The sequence below is a fragment of the Halomonas sp. PAMB 3264 genome, from assembly GCF_031954245.1.
Lineage (GTDB): Bacteria > Pseudomonadota > Gammaproteobacteria > Pseudomonadales > Halomonadaceae > Vreelandella.
Window position 1 is genome coordinate 2,510,210 of record NZ_CP134866.1, and the last position, 26,241, is coordinate 2,536,450.

Below are 26,241 nucleotides of genomic sequence, written 5' to 3' on the forward strand. Positions count from 1 at the left end.
ATAAACGGCGGCTCGACTCTTGAGCGGGCGAGTCCTTTGAGCGTCAAACGCTCGACAGTGGCGAAACCGCCAATGAGACGGCTGCGGTGGTCGAAATTGCGCTGACACGAATCGTTTTCAAGGTGTAGCATTCTACCACAAACCACCCGGTTCTGGCGCCACCACTTTGCCGCAGCCCCGCAAGCCGCTATGCTGACAATTCGGCCACCTGATTGAGATACGCATGCCCTTTCGCGCGACATTAACGGGGTTACCCCGCTGGCCTTTGGCGGTCACGCTGTTGTTAAGCGGCTGTCAGGCGACGCCTTCGAGCTCGGTGGGCGGGCTACCCGCTTTCATCGATGACCCCATGGCCTCGGCGCCGCCGATCACGCGCGGGCTCGACGCCGAGGGGCTGCGCACGCTGTTGACCGCGGAAATGGCCGGCCAGCGCGGCGATTTTAGCCGCGCAAGCCAGGGGTATCTGGCCGCTTCACGCCGCTACCCGGTGGCAGCCCTTGCCGAGCGCGCCACCTTCGCCGCCCGTTTTGGCAACGACACCGCGCTCATGGAAACCTCGGCGCTGCGCTGGCGCGAGCTTGCACCCACCGCCCAAGGGCCCAATCAGTTTCTGGCCACGCTTTCGCTCTCGCGCGGCGATTGGCTCGACAGCCTCGAGCAGCGCCTGGCGATCGTTTCCGCCGGCGGCAACGGCGAGATCGCCGCGTTCGCCGAACTGGCGGTCGCGGAAAACGCCCCGCTTGGACTGTTGATCCGCCCGCTGCGCGATTTTCTCGACGAAAGCGCTGGGATCGCGCCGCTGGGTGACGAGCAGGAGGGCCAGGTTGATGTGCTGTTGGGCACCGCGCTGATCGAAGCCGCGCTTGGCAACACCGCCCAGGCCCAGGCGCGTCTGGACGAGGTCGCAAGCCAGGCCCCGGATCTTGAGTCGCTGTGGCTCGCCCGCGCCCGACTGGCGCTGGAAACCGGCGATCATCAGGGCGCGCGCCGCGCCGCGCGCCGCGGGCTCGAGCTTGCCCCCGACGACGTGCGCTTCGTACTCATGCTCGCCCAGGCCAACATTCGCCTCAATAACCTCACCCAGGCGCAGGAGCAGACCGACGCGCTGCTCGAGCGCCACGGCGGCGGGCCGGATTTGCGCGTGGCGCTGGCCCAGCTCTATCTGGAAGAGGGCCACCCGGACCCCGCCTACCGATTGCTGCAGCCGATGATCGGCGAAGAGAACATTCCGGATCTGGCCTACTTTCTTCTGGGCGCGATCGCTCAATCCGAAGGCGACATCGATAACGCCCTGATCTACTACCGTCAGGTGCGCGAGGGCAGCGAGTTCCTGCCCGCCCGGGCCGCCGCCGCGCAGATGCTGATCGAGGAGGATCGGCTGTTGGATGCGCGCGCCTTTTTACGCATCGAGCGGATGCGCTATGACGCCTACTTCAGCGATCTGGTGCTGCTGGAAGTACAGCTGCTCGACGGCCAAAATCTCGCAAGCGAGGCCGACGCCCTGCTCGACCGCGAGCTCGCCCGCACCCCCGCCGATACCGGCCTTCGCTACCTGCGGGCCATGCGCGCCTTCGAGCGCGGTGACCTTGCGGCCATGGAGCGCGATCTGCGCTACATCATTCGCAGCGAGCCGGACAACGCCAACGCGCTCAACGCGCTGGGTTACACGCTGGCAGACACGGATTCCGGCGAACGGCTTGAGGAGGCCCGAGCGCTCATCGAGCGCGCTTATGAGCTCGAGCCGGACAACCCGGCGGTGCTGGATAGCATGGGCTGGGTGCTGTTCAAACAGGGCGAGCCCGACGAGGCGCTCTCCTGGCTCGAAACCGCGTTTGCCCAGATGCCGGACCAGGAGGTCGCCGCGCACCTGGCCGAGGTCCTCGATGCGCTGGGCCGCGTTGATGAGGCACGCGCCATCGTTCGCCGCTTCCAAACCGGGCGTGGCGATACCCCGGCGCTCGACGAGCTCTTGCGCCGCCGCCCGGCGCTTGGCACGCCTTGAGACACCCTCTTTAACCCTTTTTATTCTGAATGAATCAGAATGCATCACCGATACGGAGCTTCACCATGTTGACCGCTTACTCGAACGCCTCGCCTTTCAGCGCTTGGGCCCGCCCGGCAAAAGCCTTTCTGACCGGCGCCGCACTATTGGCGCTGGCCGGGTGCGCCACCCAGGCCCCGATGGACGACAGCGGCCGACAAGAGGGCCAGTGGGAGCGCCAGCAGGCCGAGGTCGAAGCGTTCGATAGCTGGACGCTGATCGGCAAGGCCGGGCTTAGAACCCCGGACGAGAACACCAGCGCCAACCTGGACTGGAACCAGACGCCGTTTTACTTTCGCATGCTGATCAGCGGCCCCTTCGGCGGCGGGCGCAGCGTGCTGGAAGGCCGCGAGGGCCGCTTCTCGCTGACCACCGGTGAAGGCCGTTTCGAAGCCGAAACGCCGGAGGCGCTGATGGAGGAGCAGCTTGGCTGGTCGCTGCCGGTACGCGCCATGCCCGACTGGGTACGGGGCCTTCCAGGCGATGACTCCGATTATCAGCTCGAAACCGACGAGCTCGGCTTTCCGCGTCATCTGGAGCAGGACGGCTGGGAGATCGACTACCGCGACTGGGAAGAGGTCGAAGAGATGTGGCTGCCGCGGCGTCTGGTCATGAACTATGACGAGGTGCGCATCACTCTGGTGGTGAACCAGTGGCGCCCGCGCGACGACCAGGAGTAAGCGGTGACAGGCACGACGTCTACCATGAAGCTTCCGGCACCGGCGAAGCTCAACCGCATGCTGCACGTGACCGGCCGCCGTGAGGATGGCTACCATACGCTGCAGACGCTTTTTCAGTTCATCGACCTGCAGGACACGATCACGCTCTCGCCGCGAGACGATGGAGTGATCGCGCTCGAAAACGACGTCGATGGCGTGAACTTCGATGACAACCTGATGGTGCGCGCCGCGCGCACCCTGCTGCCCTACCGCCGTGACGCGAACCAGGGCGTAAGCCTTGGCATCGACAAGCGCCTGCCCCTGGGCGGAGGCCTGGGCGGCGGCAGCTCCAACGCCGCCACTGTACTGGTCGGGCTCAACCGGCTATGGAAGCTCGAGCTCTCGCTGACGGCACTGGCGGACATCGGGCTCTCGCTGGGCGCCGATGTGCCGGTGTTCGTTCATGGCCATAGCGCCTGGGCCGAGGGCGTGGGTGAGGTGCTTACCCCGGTCACCCTCGACACGCCCTGGTTCGTGGTGATCCACCCGGGGGTGAGCGTGTCGACCCCGGCCATCTTCCAGGACCCGGAATTGACACGCGCAAGCCGCCCCATTACTATGGCGCGCGCACTGCAGGGGGGAGCGGCCACGTGGCGTAACGACTGTGAAGCAACGGTCAAAAAACGCTATCCGCCGATCGCTTGTGCGCTCGAGTGGCTCGAGCAGTTCGCACCCGGCCGCGTAACCGGCACCGGCGCGTGTCTGTTTGCCGCGTTTGAAACCCAACGCGATGCAAACGCCGTCGCTGAACAGGCGGGCCAACGCTATCAGGCCTGGGTGACGCGCGGGCTCAACACCTCTCCTCTACACGATGCGCTGGGACGCTGAAAGCGCCCGGTCATCACATTGGGTTATTGCTGGGGTATCGCCAAGTGGTAAGGCACCGGTTTTTGGTATCGGCATTCCCAGGTTCGAATCCTGGTACCCCAGCCAACCTGCCCATGATCCAACGTTTTCTCCCCTGATCCCCAACGCTGCAAAGGTGGCTGCACGTGTCAAAATTGATGGTTTTCACCGGGAACGCCAATCCCGAACTCGCTCGTAAAGTGGCTGAGAGCCTGGACAGCCGGATGGGCAACGCCACGGTGGGCCAGTTCAGCGACGGCGAGATCGCAGTCGAGATCAATGAGAACGTGCGTGGCAAGGATGTCTTCATTCTCCAGTCCACCTGTGCCCCGACCAATGACAACCTGATGGAGCTGATCCTGATGGTTGACGCCCTGCGTCGCGCCTCGGCGACCCGCATCACCGCGGTGCTGCCCTACTTCGGCTACGCGCGCCAGGATCGTCGCGTGCGCTCTGCCCGCGTGCCCATCTCCGCCAAGGTCGTGGCCGACATGATGGTCAAGGCCGGCGTTGACCGCGTGATGACCATGGATTTGCACGCCGACCAGATTCAGGGCTTTTTCGACGTGCCGGTGGACAACGTCTACGGCTCGCCGATCCTGCTCGACGACATCGAGCGCCAGAACTACGACGATCTGGTCGTGGTCTCGCCGGATGTCGGCGGCGTGGTGCGCGCGCGCGCCATCGCCAAGCAGCTCAACGCCGATCTCGCCATCATCGACAAGCGTCGCCCCCAGGCCAACCAGGCCCAGGTGATGCACATCATCGGCGAGATCGAAGGCCGCACGTGCGTGGTGGTCGACGACATGATCGACACCGCCGGCACGCTCTGCAAGGCCGGCGAAGCACTCAAGGACCACGGCGCCGCGCGCGTGGTGGCCTATGCTACACACCCGATCTTGTCTGGCCCCGCCATCGACAACATCACAAGCTCCGTACTGGATGAAGTGGTCGTGGCCGACACTATTCCGCTCGCCGACCATGCGCGTCGCAGCGGTAAAATTCGCCAGTTGAGCGTTGCCGGCCTGATTGCGGAAGCGATCCGCCGGGTCAGCAACGAAGAATCCGTCAGCGCGATGTTCCACTAACCGCTCACGCGAGCGTGGACACCGCCTGACGTTATAGCCCCTTCGGGGCCCTGAAAGCGTCGTCGACTGGTCGCGGTCGGCGGGGTTTTCTTACTTAAACCAAGAGGCACCAACATGTCCGATTTTACTTTGAAAGCCGACGTTCGTAACGACCTGGGGAAAGGTGCGAGCCGCCGCCTGCGTCGTGCGAACCAGCAAGTTCCCGCCGTGATCTACGGTGGCGAAACAGCGCCTGTCTCCATCGCCGTCGAAAAGACCGCGTTCTACAAGGCGATCGAAGACGAGTCCTTCTTCTCCTCGGTCATCACGCTGGACGTCGAAGGCAAGCAGGAGCAGGTCGTCGTTCGTGATCTGCAGCGTCACCCCTACAAGCCGCTGCTGACTCACGCCGACTTCATGCGCGTTGACGCCACCCACGAAATCACCATGAACGTGCCGCTGCACGTCGTGGGCGAAGCGAAGTGTGTCGGCATCAAGGACCAGGGCGGCGAGCTGCACGTGCTGAACAACGAAGTGGCGATCAGCTGCTTGCCGAAAGACCTGCCGGACTACCTGGAAGTCGACATTTCGAGCGTCGAGCTGGGTACCACCCTGCACCTGTCCGACCTGACCCTGCCGGCCGGCGTTTCTTCCGTGGATCTTGCCCACGGCGAAGAGCACGACCACGCCATCCTCAACATCACCGCGATCAAGGATCGTGTTGAAGACGAGGAAGAAGGGGAAGGCGAAGAAGGCAGCGCCGAGTAAGCGCAGTCCTCTTTACCCCCGTGCAGATTGGGCCATGCCCGCATGGCCCATGAATGCTAAAATCAAGCGCTTCGGCGCTTGATTTTTTTTGTCGGGCCAGCGGCCGAGACACTTTTGAACGTTGGAGGTGGGAACATGAGCCAGGTAACGGCGATCATTGGGCTGGGCAATCCCGGCCCCGAGTACGACGCGACGCGCCACAACGCCGGGTTCTGGCTGGTGGACGCGCTGGCGCGACGTGCCCATACCGAGCTTCGCCCGGAAAAGAAGTTCCTCGGGCGCTATGCCAAGGCGCAGCTCGACGGTCATGAACTTCACCTGTTGAACCCCACCACCTTCATGAATCGAAGCGGCGCCTCAGTGGCCGCGCTTTGCCAGTTTTTCAAGCTCGCCCCGGACAACCTGCTGGTCGTGCACGACGAGCTCGACCTGCCGCCGGGCCAGGCGCGCTTCAAGACCGGCGGCGGCCACGGCGGCCATAACGGCCTGCGCGACATCATTAGCGCCCTGGGCAACCAGAACGCCTTCCACCGGCTGCGCATCGGTATCGGCCATCCGGGCGAGGCACGCCAGGTGGTTCACTACGTATTAAATCGCCCGGGCAAAAGCGAGCAGGAAGCGATCGACCATGCCATTCTGGCGTGCGAGACCACCCTCCCCCTGGCGCTCAAAGGCGACTGGGCGAAAGCCATGAACCAGCTCCATAGCGTAAAATAGCCAAACGTTTCCATTTCAAGGCGGCTTTCTATCAAGCGCGCCCCGGTCAGGACATTCCCATGGGTTTTAACTGCGGTATCGTTGGCCTACCCAACGTAGGCAAATCCACGCTCTTCAACGCGCTAACCAAATCCGGCATCGATGCGGAAAACTTTCCGTTTTGCACCATCGAGCCCAACGTCGGGATCGTGCCGATGCCGGATCCGCGCCTCGACAAGCTCGCCGAGATCGTCAAGCCCCAAAAGGTGCTGCCCACGACCATGGAGTTCGTGGATATCGCGGGCCTGGTGGCCGGCGCCTCCAAGGGCGAGGGCCTCGGTAACAAGTTTTTGGCCAACATTCGCGAAACCCAGGCGATTGCCCACGTGGTGCGCTGCTTCGATAACGACAACGTGATTCACGTAGCCAACCAGGTCGACCCTCGTGCGGACATCGAGACCATCAACTTGGAGCTGGCGCTCGCCGACCTCGACACCGTCGAAAAGGCCAGTCAGCGGCTGGTACGCTCGGTAAAGGGCGGCGACAAGGATGCGGTGGCGACCAAGACGATTCTGGACAGGATCCAGCCGCACCTGGCCGAGGGCATGCCGCTTCGAAGCTTCGGGCTAAGCGATGACGAAAAGCAGCAGGTGAAGAGCTTCGGCTTTTTGACCCTGAAGCCGACGATGTACATCGCCAACGTCAACGAGGACGGCTTCGAGAACAATCCGTATCTCGATATCGTCCGTCAAATTGCCGAAGAGGAAGGCGCGGTGGTGGTACCGGTGTGCAACCAACTCGAAGCCGAAATCGCCGAGCTCGACGACGAAGAGCGCAGCGTATTCCTCGAAGAGATGGGCATGGAGGAGCCGGGGCTCGACCGCGTCATTCGCGCCGGCTACGCCCTTTTGGGCCTGCAAACCTACTTCACTGCCGGGGTGAAGGAAGTGCGCGCCTGGACCGTGAAACAGGGCGCCACCGCCCCGGAAGGCGCCGGTGTCATCCACACCGACTTCCAGAAAGGCTTCATCCGCGCCGAAGTCATCGCCTATGACGATTTCGTCGCACTCGGCGGCGAACAGGGCGCCAAGGATGCGGGCAAGTGGCGCCTGGAAGGCAAGGAGTACATCGTCAAGGATGGCGACGTGATCCATTTCCGCTTCAACGTCTAGCGCTTGATTGAACGCCTGACGCACTCGGCGGCGGATAAACCCGCCGCCGAACAAGGAAGTACTTGACGAGCGGCGGCACGCTTTGTAATATTCGCCCCCGTTGAACGGCTACATAGCTCAGCTGGTTAGAGCACATCACTCATAATGATGGGGTCCCCTGTTCAAATCAGGGTGTAGCCACCAGCTTCAAAAAAACCCGCTAACTTCGGTTAGCGGGTTTTTTGTGCGCCCGTGAAAAGTGTGCGCCTCAATAAAGCGCTGGGCGATTGAGGAAGGCGACCAGCGCGCGGGTCAGGTGTTCGACATCCCGGGTACCGGCGGTTTCACGAATCGAGTGCATCGCCCACTGCGGCACACCCACATCGATGGTCGGCACGCCGATTTCGGTGGCCGTGATGGGGCCGATGGTGCTGCCGCAGCCCATGTCGGCGCGGGTGACAAACGACTGCACCGGCACGCCCGCCTCGCGGCACACGTCACGAAACAGCGCCCCGGTGACGCTGTTGGTCGCGTAGCGCTGGCTGGCGTTGACCTTGATCACCGGGCCGCCATTGATGGCCGGGCCGTGGCGCTCATCGTGCTTGTCGCGAAAGTTGGGGTGCAGCGCGTGGGCGTTATCGCAGGAGATCATCACGGACGACTGAATCAGCTGAATCAGCGCCTCCTCGCCCCCCTTCCCGACCTGGGCATTGATGCGCCGGAGCACGTCGCCCAAAAACGGCCCCTGAGCGCCGCAGGCGCTGGCGCTGCCCACTTCCTCGTGATCGTTGGCGATGAGCAGCGCGCCCTGCTCACCGTCGCACGCCAGAAGCGCCTCCAGCCCCATGAAGCACGACAGCAGGTTATCCAGCCGGGCGCTGGCCACCAGCTCACGCCCCACCCCGACCAGCGACGGCGGCTGCAGATCGTAAAAGCCGAGCTCGAAATCGACGATCTCGATGCCCTTGAGGCCGTGTTCACGCTCAAGCCAGCCCTTCAACAGCGAATCGAGCGTAGCGTCACCGCTTTGCATCAGTACCGGTGCCATCTGGGTCTGCGGATTGATCGCTCGGCCGGCGTTGACGTCACGATCCAGATGGATCGCCAGGCTCGGGATCATGGCCACGGGATCCGCCACGTTGAGCAGCACGCTTTCGAGTCGGCCGTCGGCGTGGCGAAGGTGCACCCGCCCGGCCAGGCCCAGATCACGATCGAACCAGGGCGCGAGCAGTACGCCGCCGTAGACCTGCACGCCAAGCTGTAGCCAGCCCGCCGAGCGCTGGGTCGCCTCGGGCTTGAGTCTGAGCCCGGGGCTGTCGGTGTGCGCGCCGATCATGCGAAGGCTTTCGAGGCCGTTTTTATCGCCGGCGGGCAGTTGAAAAGCGATGATCGAGGAGTCGTTGCGGGTCACGACGTAGCGCTTGCCCGCCTCGAGCGTCCAGTCGGCGCGCTCGTCAAGGCGAATGAAGCCGTTTTCCTCGAGCCGACGAGCCATCGAGCGTGTCGCGTGCCAGGGCGTGGGCGAGCCCGCCAGAAAATCGCACAGCCGCGCCAAACGCGGCGCATCAAAAGAAGTGTCGAGCGCGGTCAAATCAATGCCCCCTATCAGAAAATCAGTGAGTATCACAGAGTAAATGACCTGCTACAATGCTCTTGGCCTGCGCAACTCATGGGCTGACTGAATGTCCAGAGGACACGAGTGACTATAAATTCCGGGAGAGCCTGACTGATGAGCTTGTTTGTAACGCTTACGCGCTCGGCCGCCGTTGCCGTGATGCTGGCCGTCGCCAGCCCGGCGCTTGCGCAACTCGCGCCGACCGACGAACAGCGCCAAGCGGCAGTGGAGATTGGGGATGCGCTGCGCTACGGCCACTACGCCAATATCGACTTCGACGCGCAGTGGTCTCAGGAGGCCTTCCAGCGCTATCTGGATATTCTGGACAACCAGCGCAGCTATCTGCTCAGTCGCGACATCGAGCCCTACCGCCACCTGGAAGAGGACATGGATCAGGTGCTGTTCGAAGGTGACCTTGATGAGGCCTTCGAGCTCTACAACCGCCTGAGCGAGCGCCACACCGACCGCCTCGAATGGCTCTTGACCCGCCTGGACGACGGCCTCTCCTTCGAGTTCCAAAGCGACGAGCGCCTGGAAGTCGACCGCGAAGAAGCGCCCTGGGCAACCCAGGAAAGCGAGCTCGACGAGCTGTGGCGCAAGCGTCTGGAAAACGATGCGCTGACCCTGTCGCTGGCCGACCAGGACGAAGAGGAGATCGAAGATAATCTGCGCCAGCGCTACGAAGGCCAGCTCACGCGCCTGGAGCAGACCGAATCCGAAGACGTGTTCGGCATTTTGATGGCGGCGATCTCCAGCACCATCGACCCCCATACCGGCTATCTCTCACCGCGCCAGAGCGAATCCTTCGATATTCAGATGAGCCTGTCACTGGAGGGCATCGGCGCGCTGCTGCAGGCCGACGGCGAGTACGTGAAAGTCGCAAGCCTGGTGCCCGGCGGTCCCGCCGAGCGCGCCGGCGTGCTGGAACCCGCCGACCGTATCGTCGCCGTGGGACAGGACGAGGGCGAAATGGTCAACGTGGTGGGCATGCGCCTGGACAACGTGGTCGATCTGATCCGCGGGCCAAAAGGCTCCACGGTGCGCCTGGACGTGGTGCCCGCCCAGGCGGTCGACATGACCCGCTCGCACATCGTCGAGATCACCCGCGACACGGTCAGCCTCGAAGATCAGGCCGCTCAGAGCGAAGTGATCGAGGTCGAGCGCGACGGTGAGCCGCACAAGATCGGCGTGATCGACGTGCCCACCTTCTACGTCGACTTCGACGCCTGGCAGGCGGGCGAAGAGGAGTATCGCAGCACCACGCGCGACGTTGCCAAGGAGATCGAAGCGCTCAAGGCGGAAAACGTCGAGGGCATCGTGCTGGATCTGCGCAACAACGGCGGCGGCGCGCTGCAGGAAGCCAACTCGCTGATTGGGCTGTTCATCGACCGCGGTCCGACCGTGCAGGTGCGCGACGCCCAGGGGCGCATCCAGCTCTACGGCGACACCGATGCCGGTACGCTCTACGACGGCCCGCTCACCGTGCTCACCAACCGCCTCTCGGCCTCCGCCTCGGAAATCTTTGCCGGCGCGATTCAGGACTACGGCCGCGGCCTGGTGGTCGGCGCCGACACCTTCGGCAAGGGCACCGTTCAAACCCTCAACGAACTGAGCCACGGCCAGATCAAGCTGACCCGCGCCAAGTTCTACCGCATTTCGGGAGATAGCACGCAAAACCGCGGCGTCGAACCGGATATCACGTTCCCCAGCCTGATCGACCCGGAGCGCATCGGCGAGAGCAGTCTCGATAACGCCCTGGCTTGGGATACGGTGCAAAACGTGCAGTATCGCCGCTACGGCAACCCGGAGGACTTCATTCCCGCGCTGACCATGCGCCATCAAAAGCGCGCCGCCGAGAACCCGAACTTCCGCTATCTGGAGCGCCAGTCGACGCTCGCCCGCCAGCTTCGCGAACAGCACACCACCGTGAGCCTGAACCGCGAGCAGCGCCAGCGCGAATTGGAAGCCCAGGAAGCCGAGCAGCTCTCGCTGGAAAACCAGCGCCGCCGGGCGCTGAACCTACCGGAGCTCGACGAGTGGCTAGACGCCCGCATGGACAACGCCAGCGGCGAGCCGATCGACGAAACCGAGGAAGAGGATGAAGAGATGCCGGTGGACCGCGCCCACGTGCTCGAAGCCGCCGAGATCATGCTCGACTACACCCACATGAAAAACGCCCAGCGCATGGCCCAGCGCTAAGCGCCGGAGCCACTCGAATCAGCCGCGCCCTTTCGAGGGTGCGGCTTTTTTCATGCCCGCACGAGCGTACTGAAGCGTGAAGAAGGATAAGAGCGTTTTAAGGACACGCAAATATCAGGCGCTGGAAAAGGCCTGTAATGACTGCCAGAGAGGCAAAGGAGTCAGTTGAATCGAACGAAGATGAACTGCAGAACCGGCGTGCGGTTAAAAAAGACGAGATTGGCTCCCCGAACAGGACTCGAACCTGTGACCCAATGATTAACAGTCATTTGCTCTACCAACTGAGCTATCGGGGAACGTCTTGAAATCGGTGCTTAGCGGCGGTTGGCTCCTCGAACAGGACTCGAACCTGTGACCCAATGATTAACAGTCATTTGCTCTACCAACTGAGCTATCGAGGAACTGCTTATGCTACCGCTTTTGCTAAGGCGTTTGAGGCGAGCCAGATGTTGGCTCCTCGAACAGGACTCGAACCTGTGACCCAATGATTAACAGTCATTTGCTCTACCAACTGAGCTATCGAGGAACTGCTCAAACACGGTGCGTAGTATACTCATAGAAACGCCTGGGTCAAGTATCGATTGTACAGCGCTAGCCGCTGGTTTGTTGTATCCGTATAATGACTGCCACTCTAAACGCACCGGCACGCGCCTGTGCCCGACCGATATTTCATTCATTTTCGTCCCAGACGATTCATAGACGACAGGTACCGATGGCGAAGAAGCTCTTCATCAAAACGCACGGCTGCCAGATGAACGAATACGACTCCTCTCGTATGGCGGACCTGCTGGGCGAGTCCCATCAAATGGAACTCACCGACAACGAGAAAGAAGCCGATGTAATCCTGCTCAATACCTGCTCCATTCGCGAGAAGGCCCAGGAAAAGGTGTTTCATCAGCTGGGGCGTTGGAAAAAGCTCAAGGACGCCAACCCGGATCTGGTGATCGGGGTTGGCGGCTGCGTGGCGAGCCAGGAAGGCGAGGCGCTGAGAAAGCGCGCGCCCCACGTGGATATGGTGTTCGGCCCGCAAACGCTGCACCGCATTCCAGCGATGATGGATGCGCGCAGCGATGCGGCGGCTTCCGGCGGCAACATGATCGCCGCGGTGGACGTCACCTTCCCGGAAATCGAGAAGTTCGACCACCTGCCAAAGCCCACCTCCGACGGCGCGACGGCGTTCGTGTCGATCATGGAAGGCTGCTCGAAGTACTGCACCTTCTGCGTGGTGCCCTACACCCGCGGCGAAGAGGTCTCGCGGCCTTTTGAGGCGGTGATGGACGAGGTCATTCACCTGGCCGACCAGGGCGTGCGCGAGATCAATTTGCTGGGCCAGAACGTCAACGCCTACCGTGGCGACAACCAGCTCGGTGAAGAGATCGATCTGGCCGAGCTGATCGCCTGCGTGGCGGCGGTGGAAGGTATCGACCGCGTGCGCTTCACCACCTCGCACCCGGTGGAGTTCACCGAGAGCCTGGTCGAGGCTTACGCCGAGATTCCGGAGCTCGTGAGCCACCTGCACCTGCCGGTACAGTCCGGGTCTGATGCGATTCTGTCGGCGATGAAGCGCGGCCACACCCGCGACGAGTATATCGCCAAGATGGAGCGTATCCGCGCCAACCGCCCGGACATCAGCTTCTCGTCGGACTTCATCATCGGCTTTCCCGGTGAAACCGAGCAGGATTTCGAGGACACGATGGATCTGATCCACCGTATCGGCTTCGACCACTCCTTTAGTTTCGTCTACTCGGCGCGCCCGGGTACCCCGGCGTCCGGCCTCGAGGATGACACCCCGGAGAGCGTCAAGAAGCAGCGCCTGAAGATTTTGCAGGACCGCATTCTGCAGCAGGCCGGGCAGATCAGCCGACGCATGGTGGGCTCGACCCAGCGCATTCTGGTCACCGGCTTCTCGCCGAAGGACCCGGGCCAGCTCTCCGGGCGCACCGAGAACAACCGCGTGGTGAACTTTCGCGCCGCCAACCCGGCAGAGCTGATCGGCTACTTCGTCGATGTCGAGATTACCGAAGCGCTGCCCAACTCACTGCGCGGCGAGCTCGCCTCTCCCGAGCGATATTGAGGCTGATTTAGCCCAGGTAATTGCCCAGGTCCCGCCTGGGCATTAAGCTCTGAGTTACACACATCAACGAACGGGTCGACAACTTTTGAGCCAGCCATCCTCTCAGGCCAACCGCATCATCACTTTAAGCCTTGAACCCAACGATCCGCAGCGGCTAGCAAGCCTTTGCGGTCAGCGCGACGAGCACCTGAAACTGATCGAAGACCGGCTGGACGTCACGCTGAGAAACCGCGGCAACATCTTTCAGCTGGCGGGCCCGGCCAACCGTATCAAGGCGGCCTCGAACGTGCTGGAGCACCTGTACCGCGAAACCGCGGCCAGCGAACTCTCCCCGGACACCGTACACCTGTTCCTGCAGGAGTCGGGCCTCGAGGCGCTGGAAGACGAGGAAGAGAGCGAGGACGGCAGCGGTGACGTGATCATGCGCACGCCACGCACCATGATCAAACCGCGTGGCTTGAACCAGCAGCGCTACGTCACCAGCATCCGCGAGCACGACATCAACTTCGGCATCGGCCCGGCGGGTACCGGCAAGACCTACCTGGCGGTGGCCGCGGCGGTCGAAGCGCTCAACAGCCAGGAAGTGCGCCGCATTCTACTCGTACGCCCGGCGGTCGAAGCCGGTGAGAAGCTCGGCTTTCTGCCAGGCGATTTGGCCCAGAAGATCGACCCGTACCTGCGGCCGCTCTACGACGCGCTTTACGAGATGATCGGCTTCGAGCAGGTCGCCAAGCTGATCGAGCGTCAGGTGATCGAAATTGCGCCGCTGGCCTACATGCGCGGGCGTACGCTCAACAACGCCTACATCATTCTCGACGAGAGCCAGAACACCACGCCGGAGCAGATGAAAATGTTCCTGACCCGGATCGGCTTTGGCTCGACGGCGGTGATCACGGGGGATGTGACCCAAGTCGACCTGCCCAAGGGCCAGCGCTCGGGGCTCATTCAGGTGCTCGACGTTTTGAAGGACACACCGGGGATCGGCGTGACCCACTTCGCCGCGAAGGACGTGGTGCGACACCCCCTGGTTCAGCGCATCATCGAAGCGTACGACGCCTTCGAGTCCCAGCAGGAAGCCGAAGAGCGCGCCCAGCGCGAAGCGCGCCAGCAGGAGCGCGAAGCCCGAATGGCCGCGCGTGACAGCGCCCCGCGCTGGGACGGCGGGCGATGACCGATATCGTGATCGACCGCCAGGTGGCGGTCAGCGCCGACGATCTCCCAACGCTTTCACAGCTCACCCACTGGGTGGGCTGTGTGTTTTCCGAGCACCCGGAGGATTCACGCCACGAGCTGACCATCCGCTTCGTCGAACCCGATGAAAGCCAGGCGCTGAACCGCGACTACCGCGGCAAGGACAAGCCGACCAACGTGCTCTCCTTTCCCTTCGAAAGCCCGCCGGGCGTGGATCTTCCACTATTGGGCGATCTGGTGATCTGCCATGATGTCGTCGCCCGCGAGGCCGGCGAGCAGCAGAAATCGCCGAGTGATCACTACGCCCACATGGTGATTCACGGCACGCTGCACCTGCTGGGGTACGATCATATCGACGACGACGAGGCCGAGGTCATGGAGGCGCTGGAGCGAAAGCTTCTGGCCCGCCTTGATATCGCCGACCCCTACTGCGTATAACGTTCACTTTCGACGTTTGACGCCACATTTGTCCGACACACTCGTTCGTAACCAAGAGACCTGACGCAATGAGCGAAGATCCATCGAGCACGTCCAATCAAAAATCCTGGCTCGAGAAACTCTTTAGCGCCCTCACCGGTGACTCCGATGAGCCCAGCTCCCGCGACGAGCTCCTCACCTTCCTGCGCCACACCGCCGGCAAGCTGAAGCTCGACCAGGACGCCATCATGATCATCGAAGGCGCGCTCGAAATCAGCGACCAGCAGGTGCGCGAAATTCTCATTCCCCGCTCCCAGGTCTCGGCGATCGCCATCGATCAAGCCAGCGACGGCTACCTGCCACTGATTCAGGAAACCGGCCATTCGCGCTACCCGGTGATTGGTGAGAACCTCGATGACATCAAGGGCATCCTGCTAGTCAAGGATCTGCTGCCACTGCTCTCCCAGTCCCAGGAGCGCCGCGACGCCTTCATGTTGGAGGACGTGCTGCGCCCGGCGATGTTCATTCCCGAGTCCAAGCGGCTCAATAGCCTTCTCAAGGAGTTTCGCGATACTCATAACCACATGGCGATCGTGGTCGACGAGTACGGCGGCACCGCGGGCATCATCACCATCGAGGACATTCTCGAGCAGATCGTTGGCGATATCGAAGACGAGCACGATACCGACGAAGAGGACGCCATCCGCCGACTCGACAACGGCCATTTCGCCATCCGCGCGCTCACCCCGATCGAGGACTTCAACGAGCGCTTCGATACCGACTTTTCCGACGACGAGTTCGACACCGTCGGTGGGCTGGTCATGCAGCAGTTCGGCCATTTGCCCGGGCGCGGCGAGTACACCTGCTTCGGCGGCTGGCGCTTTACCGTGCTCAACGCCGATAACCGCCGGATTCGCCTGCTCGAAGCGCATCCTGACACCAGTGACGCGTCCGGCTCGGCCGATACCGACGACGCCGATTGACGCCACCGCTAACAGGATGACACGACCGTGTTGACGTCCCCTTTTGCGCTTCAACTGCTGGCCGCGCTGGTGGCCGGCGGCTTTACTACGCTGACCGCCTCTCCCTTCGAGCTGTGGTGGCTCGGCCCTGTCGCCGTGGCGCTGCTGTTTTTCGGCCTCGAGCGCCTCACCCCGGCGCAGGCCGCGCTCAAGGGCTGGGCGTACGGGGTGGCGCTGTTTGCCAGCGGTACCTCCTGGGTCTACGTCTCGATTCACGACTACGGCTATACCGGCGTGCCGCTGGCGGTATTTCTGACCGCGCTGTTCGTGACGGTGCTGGCGCTTTTCTACGCGCTGACGTTCTGGGTGTTTCGGCGCTTTTTCGCGACCCGCCTGACGTTCTTGAGCTTCGCCGGCCTGTGGGTACTGGGCGAGGTGCTGCGCACCTATCTCTTCACCGGCTTTCCCTGGCTGCTGCTGGGCTCGGGCTACGTCGACTCGCCCCTGGCCGGCTGGGCGCCGCTGGGCGGCGTCTATCTCTTGTCGCTGCTGGTCGCGCTCAGCGCCACGCTGCTGGTCGGCGTGCTGCGCCGGCGCTTCTGGATGGCGCTACCGCTGGCGGCGATCTGGCTGATACCGCTGGCGCTTCCGGGCCAGTGGACCACGCCGGCCGCCACGCCGACGCGTGTGGCGCTGTTACAAGGCAATCTTTCCCAGCTGATCAAGTGGACGCCGGAAGGCCAGCGCGCCGCCGCCAACATCTACAGCGAGCTGACCCGCTCGGTCGCTGACGATGCCGAGCTGATCCTCTGGCCGGAAACCGCGGTACCGATGTTCGAGTACCAGGCGCGGCCGGTGCTCGAGCGCATCCAGGCCACGCTCTCGCCGGACACGTCGCTTCTGACCGGCATCGTTCAGCTGGACGAAGAGAATCGCTACTTCAACAGCGTGATCGGCGTAGGCAACGTCACCGGCAGCTACCAGAAATCGCATCTGGTGCCCTTTGGCGAGTACCTGCCGCTGGAGAGCCTTCTGCGTGGGGCGATCGACTTTTTCGACCTCCCCATGTCGAGCTTCACCAAAGGCGATGCAGTGCAGGTGCCGATGCAGGTCGGCGATCTGCGCATCGGTAACGCGATCTGCTATGAAATAATTTATCCACAGCTGGTGGCCAGCCGGGCGCTGGAGAGCGATGTGATCGTCACGATTTCCAACGACACCTGGTTCGGCGCCTCGATCGGCCCGCACCAGCACCTGCAAATGGCGCGCCTGCGGGCGCTGGAAAACGGCCGCTATGTGCTGCGCGCCACCAGCAACGGCATTACCGCGATCATCGACGCCAACGGCCAGTTGGTGAGCCGCGCGCCGCAGTTCGAAGCCACGGCGCTGACCGGCGAGTTCTACGCCATGACGGGGCAAACGCCCTTCACCCGCCTGGGCAGCTGGCCGGCCTGGCTTCTGGCCGCGCTGATGGGCGCGTCAGGCGTGGTGACCCGGCGCACGCGCACGACGCTGCTTTAAGCACCAGGGTGCGGCATTATGGAGCAGCCGGGGCGCTTGACCGGCTTTGGGGCGCTGGCATAATGACGCCATGACTACTTCTCGCCCGTTTCTACTGCTGATCGTCGCCCCGCTCGCCTTTACGGCGGTCATCGGGGCGGTGATTTTTGGCAATCAGGCGCTCTCCGCCAACAAGGTGGACGACGAGATTCGCCAGGCGATCGCCGCCGAGCTTGCGACCTCCGCAAGCGTCGAGCTTACCCAGTTGCAGGAAGTGCAGTACGGCTACGGCGTGTGCGGGCTCTACCAGACCGCCGAGTCCGACAAGGGCCTCGCCTCGTTTTTCTACGACACCACCAACCATCGCCTGATTCTGGACGTGAACTCCCGCGCCTACACCGCCAACTGCGGGCTCTCGTCGGTCTGCTGACGCAAACCGGTCACTGCTCGATCACGGTTGTTCAATGATTGCTGTTCGATGATGGTCGTATCCAAAAAAAGCGCCTTTTCAAGGCGCTTTTTTGCGTTGAGCGCATAAGCGCTTAGCCTTCGTCGATCACGCGGCGAAGGTCGGCCAGCACGTCCTGATTCGAATGCGGGTCGCGCACCAGAAAGCGCGGCTGGCCTTCATCGTTGAAGGCGAACACGGCGCTGGAGTGGTTGACGATGTAGTCCCCGCGCTCGTTGGGCTCCTCGAAGCTGTAGGCGATACGGTAGCGGTTGGTCAGCGCGTCGATCTCTTCCTTGTCGCCGGTCAGCCCGGTGAATTCCGGCCCGAAGGCGTCGGTATAGCGCTTGAGCACCTCCGGCGTGTCCCGGTTCGGGTCCACGGAGATCAACAGCATCTGTACGTCGTCGCGCTCGTCGTCATCGAGCTCATTGAATATCGAGGCGAAGCGTGCCAGCGTCAGCGGGCAGACGTCCGGGCACTGGGTGTAACCGAAATACACCAGCGTCGTCTTGCCCCGATACTCCTCGGCGCGAGCGGGCTCGCCGTCGTCGTTGGTCAGCGAGAATTGAAGCGGCGGCATAATCTCTTCGATATCCGTGGTGCGAAACTCTTCGTCGCTACACCCGGCCAGCAAGGCGACCGCCAGCAGCGGCCACGCGACTTTTTGCATACTCGGTACTCTCCTTGCGATGGTCACGTTCTCGGCGATCCTCCAGGCGGCGCGTATCAAAGCGAGGTGGGCGAGACGACCTCGAAGGTCACCGGCAGCGTTTCGCCATCGAACTCGAGGGTCACCTCGACGCTGTCGCCCACGGCGAGCGGCACCACGCGCTCCATGAACATCAGGTGATGCCCACGCGGGGCAAAACTGAAGGTTTCTCCCGCCTCGACTTCGACATTCTCGACGCTTTGCATGTGCGCCATGCCCTCGTGCTCGCTGCTTTCGTGCATCTCGACCGCCTCGAACGCCTCGGTATCAGCGCCGGTGAGCGTGACCGCCTCGTCGCCGGCGTTCTCGAGATCGAAATAGCCGGCCCCTGGGGTATTACCGGGCAGCAGGCTCAGGCGCGCGTTGGACACGCTGATATCGCTTGCCTGAGCGCTCGCCGCGCCCAGCAACACGGCGGCGCCGAGCAGCGCTGACACGAGCGGACGTGGGGTATTGGATAAAACGTTCGCCATGACGAGGCTCCTGAGTGTTGAATCGAAACGACAGCGCCCAAAGCGCTTTGTTGATGGCTACTACCTTAGCGCTCTTTGGCGCCGCTGCCACCGCAATGCGACAATTTGTCCGTTAACGGCGCGCGTAAAAAAGCCCGGCGGTGCCGGGCCTTGAATGCGCTGGCGGCTATGCGCTGGTCGGCTCGCTGCCTGTGTCGTTTGGGCCATTGTTGGAGGTGGTTTCAGGCGCCTCTGCAGGTGCTTCTTCAGACGGCACTTCTCCCAGCACCTCGGGAATGGTTTGGCGCACGTAGCGCCCGGGCGCGGCTTCGATCACGCTGAGCTTGCCACTGCCGGGTACGCGGGCAGCCACGGTTTTCTGCGTATCGGCGTAGCCATTCTGGGTCATCCACGCCTGCCAGTGCGGCCACCAGGAGCCTTCGTGCGCCTGGGCGCCTTCGAGCCACTGCTCAGGCTCGGCGGGAAGTGCATCGTTGGTCCAGTAGCCGTACTTCTGCTTGTGCGGCGGATTGACGATACCGGCAATGTGGCCGGAGCCGCCCAGCACGAAGGTCACCGGCCCCTTGGGCAAAAGCGCGCCAAAGTAGGTGCTGTTCCACTTGGCGATGTGGTCCTCTTTCGTAGAGACGAAGTAGCTCGGCGTGGAAACCTTCGAAAGGTCGATCTTCACGCCGTCGAGCTCGATGCCGCCGGGCTCGACCAGCCGGTTCTCCAGATACATGTGGCGCAGGTACCAGCCGTGGGTCGACGCGGGCAGGTTGGTGCCGTCGGTGTTCCAGTAGAGCAGATCGAAGGCGGCGGGCACGTCGCCTTTTAAGTAGTTGTTGATGAAAAACGACCAGAACAGATCGTTTTCGCGCAGCAGGTTGAACGTGTAAGCCATTGAGCGCCCGTCAAGGTAGCCCTTGAGGTTCATCGAGTGCTCGATGCCCTGCACCACGCCTTCGTTCAGGAACACGCCGATGTCGCCCGGGTCGCGGAAATCCTGCAGCGTGGCCATGTAGGTCACCGACTTCACCTTACGCCCGCGCCTAGTACTGTTGAGATACGCCACCGTCGAGGCAGTGAGCGTGCCGCCGACGCAGTAGCTCATCAGGTTCACGGATTTCTCGCCGCAGGCGCGCTCGATCGCCTCCATGGCGCTGATGGGCCCCAGCTGCATGTAATCCGCCCAGGTGATGTCGTGCTGCTCGGGCCCCGGGTTGCGCCAGGAGATCAGAAATACCGTGTGGCCCTGGTCGACGAGCCACTTCACCAGCGAGTTGTCCTCGCGCAGATCGAGAATGTAGTACTTGTTGATCCAGGGCGGCACGATCAAAAGCGGCGTCTTGAACACTTTCTCCGTGCTCGGCGTGTACTGAATCAGCTGCATCAGCTCGTTTTCATACACCACGGAGCCCGGGGTGACGGCGATGTTGTCGCCGATGCCGAAGGCCTGGCGGTCGGTCATGCGAACGTTGATACCCTCGGCGGAGTTGGCCAGGTCCTCGCGAAGCCGCGAAAGCCCCTCGACGAGATTCTGCCCTTTGGTTTCCAGCGTCCGCCGTACCACTTCCGGGTTGGTGGAAATGAAGTTCGACGGCGACATGGCGCTGACGAGCTGGCGGGCGTAAAAGGTGAGGTTTCGCTTGCTCGCCCCTTCAAGACCGTCGAGGTTGCCGATCAAATCGTCGACGGACTGCGAAAACAGCAGGTACTGCTGCATTAGCGCCAGATAGAACGGCTCCTGGGTCCAGGCGTCGTCCTTGAACCGGCGATCGCCCCTGGCGGGCTGGATCAGCGGGGTCACCGACTCCCCGGAGAGCGTGCGCAGCCCCTGCTGCCACAAAAGCCACTGATCCTGCATCAGCCGCGCCTGGGTTTCCCACAAAAGCGTGGGGTTACCCATCAACGACCGGGCGGCGGCCTCGAAGCTTTGGCGCATGTCGCTGTACACGGAATCGGCGGCGTCGCTCGGCGCCATTTTGGCCAGAAGCTCTTCCATCAGGCCCTGATACTGCTCGCCGACTTTCTCAAGCGCCTCTCTCCAGACCACCAGCTCTTCCTGGCTGAGCCCTTCCGGCGCCGCACTCCACGCTGACTGCATAAGCCCCTCCCCTCATGCTCTCTCTTTTCGCACCCACTTCGCACTCGGTGCGCGCTTTATCCCTGGATCCAAAAAAGACGGCGCCCGAAGGCGCCGTATTGAAAGCGTTTACTTTTTACGCGTGGACTGGCTGCTGGGGTCGCTTTTGGCACCGCCCGCCTGCTCGCGCATTTGCTCGCCGGCGGCGCTGGCCTGTTCACGCATCTGCTGGCCGGCGTTGCTTGCCTGCTCGCTCATTTGGCGGCCAGCGTCGCTGAAGAGCTTCTCCATTTCGGATTTGAACTGCAGGCTCATCTCGCTCATCGCGCGGGCATCTTCCTGCATCTGCTCGGAGAGCTCTTTCATCATCTCGGCTTGCTTGGTCCCGAAGTTCTTCAGGCTTTCCGCGTCGCTGACATCGGTGGCCTTGCGCAGCCGGTCGGTGCCCATCTGGCTGTAGCGCTGCATCGCGTCCAGCTGGTAGTGGGTGAGTTTTTCCATGTTGTCGAGCATCAGCGAGTTCATTTTGCGCATCGGCTCGAACATCTGGCGGGTCTGGCTACTGAAGGCGTCGAACATTTTATCCTGCATGGTCCTGTCTCCTTTCAAGGCAATGAGGCGGCATTCACGTTGGCAGATGGGTGTTGTAGTGCTTTTTCGTACGCGCCGCTTGAAGGCGATACCGCGTACTCCGATCCACGAAAGCAAAGCAGAAGGCACGCCTGCCTGCGGCCAAAGCGCTTTGCCACGCGTTGTCTTGCCCGTTCAGCGCCATCCAGAACCCGCTTTTGCGGCGTTTTTCAAACCAGAAGGGCGCGCCCTCTTTTTAACCCAGAACGCTTGCCCGGCGCTATCGAAACAGCGTAACGATTGCCCTGACGTTTAGCAACGCAGCCCCGAGCTATTCTTTGGCCCGCGAGCGTGACGAGGCGCTGGCCCGCGCTTTGGATGCCGGCTTCTCCGGCTCGGCCTCGGGCGCCTCGCTTCCCGCGCTGGCGCTGGCGTTACCCGCCTGTTTCAGCATATCCAGCATCATCTGCTGGTAGGTACCGAAGTGGGCAAGGCCCTGGGACAGCCCCTGGGAGAGTCCTTGAGAAAGCCCCTGCTGCATCATCGGCTGCTGCAGAAACGGGCGCATCAGGCTCATCGGGTCGTAGCCTTCGACACCCGACTCCATCTGGCGCTGGATGCTGGTCAACAGGTGCTGCTGAAAGGCTTCGACGTCGGGCAGGCCCAGCGACTGGCGAAACTCTTCCGGCGTGAGATCGAACTCGACGTTGATTTTCATGGCCGACTCCCCTTGCGTGATGTGGCTGAATTGCGCGTGATCCGTTGAGCGTTCTGGCGACTCGCCGCCAGAAGGGGCGGCGGTCTGCTCTTGTGTGAAGTGTAGCAGCGCCCTGCGTTCGGGTTTAACGCTGATTCAGGCGCGGCGTATCGACACGAACGTCGCCGTTCTGACCGCGATGGCGCAGCAGATGATCGAGCAGCGTGATCGCCATCATCGCCTCGGCAATGGGCGTGGCGCGAATGCCCACACAAGGGTCGTGGCGCCCCCTGGTGATCACTTCGACCGGCTCGCCGTGCACGTCGATCGAGCGCCCGGGCGTGGTGATGCTGGAGGTCGGCTTCAGCGCCAGGCGCGCGACGATCGGCTGCCCGCTCGAGATACCGCCGAGAATACCGCCGGCCTGGTTGGAGAGAAAGCCCTCCGGAGTCAGCTCGTCGCGGTGCTCGGTGCCGCGCTGGGTCACGCTTTCAAAGCCGGCGCCGATCTCGATGCCCTTCACCGCGTTGATGCTCATCAGGCCGTGGGCAAGCTCCGCGTCGAGGCGGTCGAACACCGGCTCGCCAAGGCCCACCGGCACGCCGTCGGCGATCACGGTGATCTCGGCGCCGATCGAGTCCTGGTCGCGGCGCAGCTGGTCCATGTAGTTTTCGAGCTCGGCCACGCGGTCCGGGTCCGGGCAGAAGAAGGCGTTCTGCTCGACGCTCTCCCAGCCCTTGAAGTCGATCTTGATGGGGCCGAGCTGACTCATGTAGCCGCGCACCTGAATGCCCTGGGCGGCGAGCACTTTCTTGGCGATGGCGCCGGCGGCAACGCGCATGGCGGTTTCACGGGCGCTGGAGCGCCCGCCGCCGCGGTAGTCGCGGTGGCCATACTTGTGGTGGTAGGTGTAGTCGGCGTGGGCCGGGCGGAACTGCTCCTTGATTTTGGAGTAGTCCTTCGAGCGCTGGTCGGTGTTCTCGATCAAAAGGCCGATCGAGGTGCCGGTAGTCTTGCCCTCGAACACGCCGGAGAGAATGCGAACCTCGTCGGCTTCCTTGCGCTGGGTGGTGTGGCGCGAGCTTCCCGGGCGGCGGCGGTCGAGCTCGACCTGCAGCTCCTGCTCGCTGATCTCGATTCCCGGCGGGCAGCCGTCGACGATGGCGCCAAGGGCCACGCCGTGGCTCTCGCCGAAGGTGGTCACGCTGAAAAGCTTGCCGAACGTATTGCCAGACATGTCGCTAGTTCCTTACGCAAAAGACGCCGCGTGGGCGTCGAGTTCCGCGGCGCTGATGGCAAAGACGCCCTGGCCGCCGTGCTCGAATTCAAGCCACATGAAGCCGACCTCGGGAAAGGCCGCCTCGACGTGGCGATCGGAGTTGCCGACCTCGACGATCAGCCAGCCGTCGTCGGTCAAGTGATTGCGCGCCTGGCGCAAAATGCGCCGCACGATGTCGAGCCCATCAGAGCCTGCGCCAAGCGCCAGCGCCGGCTCGTGGCGAAACTCCGCGGGCATGGTGGCCAAATCGCGCGCATCGACGTAGGGCGGGTTGGAGACGATCAGATCGAAGCGCTGGCCCGAGAGCCCGTCGAAGACGTCGGATTCGACCGCGCGCACCCGGTCGCCGACGTCGTGGCGGGTGATGTTCTGCTTCGCCACCGCCAGCGCATCGGGGCTCAAGTCCGCCAGCGTCACGTGGCTGGTGGGCAGCACCAGGGCCGTGGCGATACCGATGCAGCCCGAGCCCGTGCACAGATCGAGCACGTGCGCCGGCGGTTCCTCGTCGAACCAGGCGCCGAAACCGTCGAGAATCAGCTCGGCGATCGGCGAGCGCGGAATCAGCACGCGCTCATCGACATCGAAAGGAAAACCGGCGAAGAACGCCTCGCCCAGCAGGTACGGCAGCGGCGCCCGAGTAGTGATCCGCCGGCGCACCAGCTCGATGATGCGCTGGCGCTCGACGGGCAGCAGGCGCGCATCCTGAACGCCGGGGTCGACGTTCCAGGGCAGGTGCAGCGCGCCCAGGCACAGCGCCACCGCTTCGTCCCAGGGCGAGTCGGTGCCGTGGCCGTAGTGCAAACCAGCGACGTAGAACTCGCTGGTCGCCCAGCGCAGATAGTCGCGCAGCGTGATCAGATCGCTGGCCAGCGCCGACTCCGGCAGGGAAAGCGTTGAGGGAGAAGTCTCGGCATTGAGGTGCGTGGTCACAAGGGCTCCTGGCCAGGCGAGCCGAAAGCGTCGGGCTTCCGGCCCATCAAGGGGTGAAACGTGAAAAACGTCGTTGGCTTAACATCGGGAAATGATTGTACCTTCGTCGTCGCCCGGTTCACAGCGCCGCCAGGGCCGCTATACTGTGCCGTTCACGCCATCGTCCACACCGCCGTTTTTCATTTTTTGTGAGCCTTTCATGTCGCGACGCCGCCACTCGCCCAACGATGAAGAGATCAGCGCCTTTCGCCAGGCGCTCCAGGAGGCGGGGGTGCGCCAGATCAAAAGCGACCTGGCCGACCCCGGCCGGCCCAAACGCGAGCGCGACGCCCAGGCCGCGCGCCGCCAGGCGGCGGTCAAGCAGGACGCTCAGGTCACGACCGGGCGCACCTCCGATGGCCGGGTCGAGGCGGTGCGCCCATCGGAGTATCTCGAGTTTTGCGTGACCGATCTGCCCTACCGCACCTTCAGCCAGCTCAAACGCGGCCAAACCTCCTGGCAAGCGGGACTGGATCTTCACGGCTACACCCTGGAAGAGGCGCGTTTGGAGCTCGAAAGTTTTCTGACCGACGCCGCCGCCCAGCATCTTCACTGCGTGCTGGTGGTCCATGGCAAGGCGTGGGGCGCGACGGCGGATTTTCCGGTGCTGAAAAGCCACACCAACGCCTGGCTTAGAGAGTGGCCCGGGGTGCTGGCGTTTTGCTCGGCGGTGGACGCCGACGGCGGCACCGGCGCGGTTTATGTGCTGCTGCGAAAGCGTGGCCGCTAGCGGCTACTCGGCAGCGTCCGAGGCAATGCCCGGCATGCGCCGCTCAAGCGCTTCGTCGGCCAGATGGCGGCCAAGGCGAATCAGGTCGCGGGCGCGGTGAAATTCATAAGTGCTGCACACCGTTTTCGGTACCTCGATCAGCACGTCCGGCGGGTAGCCCGCTACCTTGTACTTGGCCAGTGCCGCCTGGGTGATATCGAAGGACTCCAGAATCATGTCGAGCTTGCCCCACTCGCGTTGCCCACGCGCCTCGATGCTCTCCTCTTCGACCCACTCGTCGTCCTGGGCACCAAAGCCGTCCCATAGCCGTTTCGTCGCCGCGCGCACCCCGTCCATCCAGCCGCCCAGGTTGGCGTCGTGGTCGCGCTCAAGGCGCGTGCGCTCGTCCTGCTCATCGACGGGCAGAAGCTCCTCGAGGCTTACGGGCTGAGGGCTCTGGGCAGTGACGTTCACCGCCACGACCAGATCCGCCTCGTGGGCGGAGAGAATCGGCATCATCGGCAGCGGATTCAAAAGCCCGCCATCGACCAGCACCTGATCGCCCAGATGCACCGGGGTGATCACCCCCGGCACGGCGATCGAGGCGCGAATGGCGCGCAAAAGCGGGCCGCGCTGAAACCAGACTTCGCGCTGGCGGACAAGATCCGTTGCCACCGTGGTCACTGGAATGGGCAAATCCTCGATTAGCGTATCGCCGATCAGCGCCTCGAGCTTGTTCATCACCTTGTTGGCGCGCATTGCGCCCATCGGGCTCCAGGTCACGTCGACCAGTTTCAACACGTCCAGGTAGTCCAGGTTGCAGACCCACTCGCGGTACTCGGCCAATTTGTTCGATGCGTAGATGCCGGCGATCAGCGCGCCCATGGAGCAGCCGGCGATCGAAATGATCTCGAAGCCGCGTGCCTCGAGCGCTTCGATCACGCCGATATGGGCATAGCCGCGGGCACCGCCGCTGCCCAGCACCAGGGCGACCTTCTTGCCGTGACCGTCTTGTTGAGGAGAAATATGGCTTAACGCTTGCTCTGTTGGCTTGCTCATTCGACGTTCCGATC

At 63.0% G+C, this 26,241-nt stretch carries 24 protein-coding genes and 5 tRNA genes; 17 read left to right on the forward strand and 12 right to left on the reverse strand.

The window, feature by feature from the left end; translation table 11 throughout:
- Window positions 1-223: 223 nt before the first annotated feature.
- From RN347_RS11330 to RN347_RS11370, 9 genes are all read left to right on the forward strand, one after another.
- Complete coding sequence (locus tag RN347_RS11330) at window positions 224-2,002, forward strand: tetratricopeptide repeat protein (protein ID WP_311958289.1); 1,779 nt, start codon at window positions 224-226, stop codon at window positions 2,000-2,002.
- A gap of 65 nt (window positions 2,003-2,067) precedes the next feature.
- Entirely contained in the window at window positions 2,068-2,721 is a 654-nt protein-coding gene (gene lolB / locus RN347_RS11335) for a lipoprotein insertase outer membrane protein LolB (RefSeq protein WP_311958290.1), read from the forward strand.
- A gap of 24 nt (window positions 2,722-2,745) precedes the next feature.
- Entirely contained in the window at window positions 2,746-3,588 is an 843-nt protein-coding gene (gene ispE / locus RN347_RS11340; protein ID WP_311960850.1) for a 4-(cytidine 5'-diphospho)-2-C-methyl-D-erythritol kinase, read from the forward strand.
- Window positions 3,589-3,618: 30 nt separating this feature from the next.
- A tRNA-Gln gene (locus RN347_RS11345) sits at window positions 3,619-3,693 on the forward strand.
- A gap of 59 nt (window positions 3,694-3,752) precedes the next feature.
- Window positions 3,753-4,694, forward strand: a complete 942-nt coding sequence (locus tag RN347_RS11350) for a ribose-phosphate pyrophosphokinase (RefSeq protein ID WP_252109137.1) — start codon at window positions 3,753-3,755, stop codon at window positions 4,692-4,694.
- Between the two features lie 114 nt (window positions 4,695-4,808).
- On the forward strand, window positions 4,809-5,441 hold the full coding sequence (locus RN347_RS11355) for a 50S ribosomal protein L25/general stress protein Ctc (RefSeq protein WP_263586691.1): 633 nt from the start codon (window positions 4,809-4,811) through the stop codon (window positions 5,439-5,441).
- A gap of 135 nt (window positions 5,442-5,576) precedes the next feature.
- Window positions 5,577-6,158 carry an aminoacyl-tRNA hydrolase gene (pth, locus tag RN347_RS11360; protein WP_311958291.1) on the forward strand — a complete coding sequence of 194 codons (582 nt, stop codon included), beginning with the start codon at window positions 5,577-5,579 and terminating at the stop codon, window positions 6,156-6,158.
- 59 nt (window positions 6,159-6,217) lie between these two features.
- On the forward strand, window positions 6,218-7,309 hold the full coding sequence (gene ychF / locus RN347_RS11365; protein ID WP_311958292.1) for a redox-regulated ATPase YchF: 1,092 nt from the start codon (window positions 6,218-6,220) through the stop codon (window positions 7,307-7,309).
- A gap of 106 nt (window positions 7,310-7,415) precedes the next feature.
- Window positions 7,416-7,492 (forward strand) — tRNA-Met (locus tag RN347_RS11370).
- Window positions 7,493-7,556: 64 nt separating this feature from the next.
- On the opposite strand, the gene RN347_RS11375 is transcribed toward RN347_RS11370, so the two are convergent.
- On the reverse strand, window positions 7,557-8,879 hold the full coding sequence (locus RN347_RS11375) for a M18 family aminopeptidase (RefSeq protein WP_311958293.1): 1,323 nt from the start codon (window positions 8,877-8,879) through the stop codon (window positions 7,557-7,559).
- A 138-nt stretch (window positions 8,880-9,017) separates the two neighbouring features.
- Between RN347_RS11375 and RN347_RS11380 the strand changes: the two genes are divergently transcribed.
- A complete protein-coding gene (locus RN347_RS11380; RefSeq protein ID WP_311958294.1) occupies window positions 9,018-11,102 on the forward strand; it encodes a carboxy terminal-processing peptidase in 2,085 nt (694 codons plus the stop codon).
- Window positions 11,103-11,322: 220 nt separating this feature from the next.
- On the opposite strand, the gene RN347_RS11385 is transcribed toward RN347_RS11380, so the two are convergent.
- From RN347_RS11385 to RN347_RS11395, 3 genes are all read right to left on the reverse strand, one after another.
- A tRNA-Asn gene (locus RN347_RS11385) sits at window positions 11,323-11,398 on the reverse strand.
- A 29-nt stretch (window positions 11,399-11,427) separates the two neighbouring features.
- Window positions 11,428-11,503 (reverse strand) — tRNA-Asn (locus RN347_RS11390).
- A 49-nt stretch (window positions 11,504-11,552) separates the two neighbouring features.
- A tRNA-Asn gene (locus tag RN347_RS11395) sits at window positions 11,553-11,628 on the reverse strand.
- A 186-nt stretch (window positions 11,629-11,814) separates the two neighbouring features.
- Here RN347_RS11395 and miaB point away from each other — a divergent pair.
- The 6 genes from miaB (at window position 11,815) to RN347_RS11425 (ending at window position 17,676) form a co-directional block, all read left to right on the forward strand.
- The gene (miaB, locus tag RN347_RS11400) at window positions 11,815-13,176 is read left to right on the forward strand and encodes a tRNA (N6-isopentenyl adenosine(37)-C2)-methylthiotransferase MiaB (protein ID WP_263586686.1); all 1,362 of its coding nucleotides are present in this window, start codon (window positions 11,815-11,817) and stop codon (window positions 13,174-13,176) included.
- An 85-nt stretch (window positions 13,177-13,261) separates the two neighbouring features.
- Window positions 13,262-14,347 carry a PhoH family protein gene (locus RN347_RS11405; protein WP_263586685.1) on the forward strand — a complete coding sequence of 362 codons (1,086 nt, stop codon included), beginning with the start codon at window positions 13,262-13,264 and terminating at the stop codon, window positions 14,345-14,347.
- The gene (gene ybeY / locus RN347_RS11410) at window positions 14,344-14,805 is read left to right on the forward strand and encodes an rRNA maturation RNase YbeY (protein ID WP_263586684.1); all 462 of its coding nucleotides are present in this window, start codon (window positions 14,344-14,346) and stop codon (window positions 14,803-14,805) included. Before RN347_RS11405 ends, ybeY begins: the two co-directional genes overlap by 4 nt.
- Window positions 14,806-14,873: 68 nt before the next feature.
- Window positions 14,874-15,767 carry an HlyC/CorC family transporter gene (locus RN347_RS11415; RefSeq protein WP_263586683.1) on the forward strand — a complete coding sequence of 298 codons (894 nt, stop codon included), beginning with the start codon at window positions 14,874-14,876 and terminating at the stop codon, window positions 15,765-15,767.
- Window positions 15,768-15,794: 27 nt separating this feature from the next.
- Window positions 15,795-17,267, forward strand: coding sequence for an apolipoprotein N-acyltransferase (gene lnt / locus RN347_RS11420; RefSeq protein WP_263586682.1), 1,473 nt, complete (start codon window positions 15,795-15,797; stop codon window positions 17,265-17,267).
- A gap of 70 nt (window positions 17,268-17,337) precedes the next feature.
- Window positions 17,338-17,676, forward strand: a complete 339-nt coding sequence (locus RN347_RS11425; RefSeq protein WP_263586681.1) for a hypothetical protein — start codon at window positions 17,338-17,340, stop codon at window positions 17,674-17,676.
- A gap of 112 nt (window positions 17,677-17,788) precedes the next feature.
- Here RN347_RS11425 and RN347_RS11430 read toward each other — a convergent pair whose 3' ends face one another.
- The 7 genes from RN347_RS11430 to prmB all read right to left on the reverse strand — a co-directional run bounded on the left by RN347_RS11430 (window position 17,789) and on the right by prmB (window position 24,420).
- Window positions 17,789-18,367 (reverse strand): SCO family protein, encoded by a 579-nt coding sequence (locus tag RN347_RS11430; RefSeq protein ID WP_263586680.1) that lies wholly within the window; start codon window positions 18,365-18,367, stop codon window positions 17,789-17,791.
- A 56-nt stretch (window positions 18,368-18,423) separates the two neighbouring features.
- Complete coding sequence (locus RN347_RS11435; protein ID WP_263586679.1) at window positions 18,424-18,879, reverse strand: copper chaperone PCu(A)C; 456 nt, start codon at window positions 18,877-18,879, stop codon at window positions 18,424-18,426.
- A gap of 166 nt (window positions 18,880-19,045) precedes the next feature.
- Window positions 19,046-20,965, reverse strand: coding sequence for a class I poly(R)-hydroxyalkanoic acid synthase (phaC, locus tag RN347_RS11440; protein ID WP_311958295.1), 1,920 nt, complete (start codon window positions 20,963-20,965; stop codon window positions 19,046-19,048).
- 108 nt (window positions 20,966-21,073) lie between these two features.
- The gene (locus tag RN347_RS11445; protein ID WP_263586677.1) at window positions 21,074-21,535 is read right to left on the reverse strand and encodes a phasin family protein; all 462 of its coding nucleotides are present in this window, start codon (window positions 21,533-21,535) and stop codon (window positions 21,074-21,076) included.
- Window positions 21,536-21,845: 310 nt separating this feature from the next.
- On the reverse strand, window positions 21,846-22,232 hold the full coding sequence (locus RN347_RS11450; RefSeq protein ID WP_263586676.1) for a hypothetical protein: 387 nt from the start codon (window positions 22,230-22,232) through the stop codon (window positions 21,846-21,848).
- A gap of 124 nt (window positions 22,233-22,356) precedes the next feature.
- Window positions 22,357-23,448, reverse strand: coding sequence for a chorismate synthase (aroC, locus tag RN347_RS11455; RefSeq protein ID WP_311958296.1), 1,092 nt, complete (start codon window positions 23,446-23,448; stop codon window positions 22,357-22,359).
- Between the two features lie 12 nt (window positions 23,449-23,460).
- The gene (prmB, locus tag RN347_RS11460; RefSeq protein ID WP_263586674.1) at window positions 23,461-24,420 is read right to left on the reverse strand and encodes a 50S ribosomal protein L3 N(5)-glutamine methyltransferase; all 960 of its coding nucleotides are present in this window, start codon (window positions 24,418-24,420) and stop codon (window positions 23,461-23,463) included.
- A 199-nt stretch (window positions 24,421-24,619) separates the two neighbouring features.
- Here prmB and RN347_RS11465 point away from each other — a divergent pair, with 199 nt between their 5' ends.
- Complete coding sequence (locus tag RN347_RS11465) at window positions 24,620-25,189, forward strand: Smr/MutS family protein (RefSeq protein WP_263586673.1); 570 nt, start codon at window positions 24,620-24,622, stop codon at window positions 25,187-25,189.
- Window positions 25,190-25,192: 3 nt separating this feature from the next.
- Here the strand turns inward: RN347_RS11465 and RN347_RS11470 are convergent, their stop codons facing one another.
- Entirely contained in the window at window positions 25,193-26,227 is a 1,035-nt protein-coding gene (locus RN347_RS11470) for a patatin-like phospholipase family protein (protein ID WP_311958297.1), read from the reverse strand.
- Between the last annotated feature and the right edge of the window lie 14 nt (window positions 26,228-26,241).